Raw genomic sequence first — 2,599 nt, 5'->3', positions numbered from 1 at the left:
GAGGATAAGGAGGTCTTCCGTTGCCACGCTTAGGGTAATAGGGCTCGATTACGGCCTCTAAGCGTTTCCATGGAATCAGAACCTCCATTCTTTCAAGAAAAATTTCCCTACGAGTTCTGCGTCGCTTCTGGCTGAATTCACTGTCGGAAAAAGAGAGTTGTTGGTCCATGACTACCTCTGATCAAGCTGCTGAGATTATTATCTCATGATCAGGGACTTATTCGCAGGTTCCCTAGAATAAAGCATACCATAATGTATACCTTTGGATGGCACTGATCTCAATGCTTCTTTGACGGATTTGATCTGCTCTTCAGGATGGTTGGTATGAGTAGATATTTTTAGAGGATAACAAGAGGTGAACCAGCCAACCGTTTCTGAAATGTCTATATCATGAAACAATTCCTCTCTACCGTGTCCCTCAAGGTGTATGGTGACTTCTGACATTGATTGCCATTCATGCAAGGCCATGGATAAAGCAGTAAGTAAAAGATCATTAATCTTCGTCTTATAGGCTTTATGACAATCAAGTATGAGCTTTGCCGTGGTTTCTTTCGTTAACCTATTGCTTATTATTCGAGTATTTTTGTGTCTCTGGTCATCGGCTACACCACACTCAATGTTTAATTTCGTTACAGCTGATAGTTGATCTTCCCAGAAGTTTATCTCAGATCTAAAATCACTTGTGCGAGCATAACTGTCTATGGCTTTTGTCCACTGCTGAAAGCTATTGGTTTTTTTACTTAAAGACAGAGGCTGTTTATTAATCAGTTTTTTTAGTACATTCTGAAGCTCGGAAATCAATATTCTCCAGGATACACCATCAACAATTAAATGATGCATGACCCAAAGAAGTTCAGTTTTTTCCTGTGTACGAATACATGACCAATGGAATAGCTTTCCATCTTTCAGTGACAGATTGGCTTGAGTTTCACTAATGATCTGATTGATTCTGGTATCTTTCTCAGATACATCAAGATCTTGCAAGTCATGTATTGATAAAAAATTGTGCAGTTCTTCGTCCACAGATTCTTTATTGTCAGGTGTATGATAAAAAAGCTGCCACTTGCCATTTTCTATTTTTCCTGCAAGACGAAATATATCATGTCTTTTATACAGAGTTGCTAGACCGTCCAGTAAGAGTGCATCTGTGATATTTAAAGGAACTGAAAGGCGTAAAGATTGATTAAAATGATGTATGTCAGTTCCAAAATGACGAAGGTAGTGCTTCATTATTGGAGTGAGCAGTTGGTATCCTTCTGCCGCGATAATGGGTTGAAGAACCCTGGGTTGCATCTTGTCCGCACGTTTTGCCAGTGCCTCTATAGTCTGACATTCAAAGACATCTTTTGCTGTTATTTGGACGCCGTAGCGCTTGGCCAAAGATATCATTTGGATGGATAAGATAGAATCCCCACCCAGCTGATAAAAATTGTCAGTGATACTAATGCCTTCAGATATGCCCAGAACTTGCTGCCAAACCTGGACTAATTTGTTTTCTATCTCGGTTTCCGGCTCAACATAGCGCAGATTATGCTGCGCAACAGGGTCTGGGAGGGCTCGCCTGTCAAGTTTTCCTGTGGGAGTCAATGGAAGAGCATCAATGAACATATAAAATGATGGGTGCATCTGTACAGGCAAGTGTTCTTCTGCCATCTCCCTTAACGATTGCAAGTCTAAAGTATTCGTTTTTATTTGAGCAGCTGGTGTATTTGACAGTCTGGTGTGTGGCTGTGCTATGGGGAATTTGACTTTATAAGAAGATTCTGAATTCTTGATAAATGCCAAGTTTAACTGAGCAGCACCAGCTGCCAGTGAAAATGAAAGCTGTGGCTTAAGTGTATAGCCGTAACTTTCTGCAACTACTTCTATCGCAGTAAGGGATTGCAGTTTTTTTATCTCTGAATCTAAAGATTGGCTGTACTGATGAATGTCAGATCCAGTCAAGTTTTGACTACCCGCCTGTAGATATTGACTCACTTTGAAATCTTTCCAAACACGGATATTTGGATAGCCTTCAACACCAAATGAACCATGAGCATTACTCATAAGTTCTTCTAAGGAGTCATCTTCACACCACTCATGCCAATGAATGTCGTTAATCTCTTCATCGTTGTGTGGAGGTAACGTGCTTTCAGGCCGTATATGAAGAATGATATCATATCGAAATTGGTTCATCTCATGATGAGCATCCCCGCGCTTTGGTAGATATTCAGCATATTCAATCCTGGGGTGTTTTTTTGCAAGCTGATAGAAATACTCAGGAGAAATCAGTAACTCTCTCTCATTTTTATTCATCTGTTCTATTCGATGGGTCATTTCACCGAGATCTTCTTTAATACCTTCTTGAAAGTGAAGAATTCAGTATTTTCCAATCCTGAAATGAGCCTGAAGGCAGGTACTACTACCTAACCCTCGGCTTGTCGCTCATGAACTAATTGAAACAGGATTTCTCTGGCTTGTTGCAGCTTTCTGGCCGCTTCATTATCGGTCATGGCTTCCGCTTTGTCCTTTAGTTGGTCCAGTGTAATCCCTTCTTTCAGGTACTGTTCTGGTTCCTTCAGTGACAGGAACTTTTCGTAAGGGGTCATCATGTTTTCAT

General features: G+C 40.7%; 3 protein-coding genes. All 3 read right to left on the bottom strand.

What is annotated here, in order from left to right:
- A partial coding sequence (locus WG89_RS32495; protein ID WP_062260605.1) for a transposase occupies window positions 1-169 on the bottom strand: 169 nt, incomplete at its 3' end.
- 29 nt (window positions 170-198) lie between these two features.
- Complete coding sequence (locus tag WG89_RS27840; RefSeq protein ID WP_062270960.1) at window positions 199-2,316, bottom strand: condensation domain-containing protein; 2,118 nt, start codon at window positions 2,314-2,316, stop codon at window positions 199-201.
- A gap of 89 nt (window positions 2,317-2,405) precedes the next feature.
- On the bottom strand, window positions 2,406-2,599 hold a 194-nt coding region (locus tag WG89_RS27835), incomplete at its 5' end, for a hypothetical protein (protein ID WP_216638576.1).

Source organism: Endozoicomonas arenosclerae, from assembly GCF_001562015.1.
Taxonomy (GTDB): domain Bacteria; phylum Pseudomonadota; class Gammaproteobacteria; order Pseudomonadales; family Endozoicomonadaceae; genus Endozoicomonas_A; species Endozoicomonas_A arenosclerae.
The sequence above is the reverse complement of the archived record's forward strand: the minus strand, read 5'-3'. Positions and strand labels throughout refer to the sequence as shown.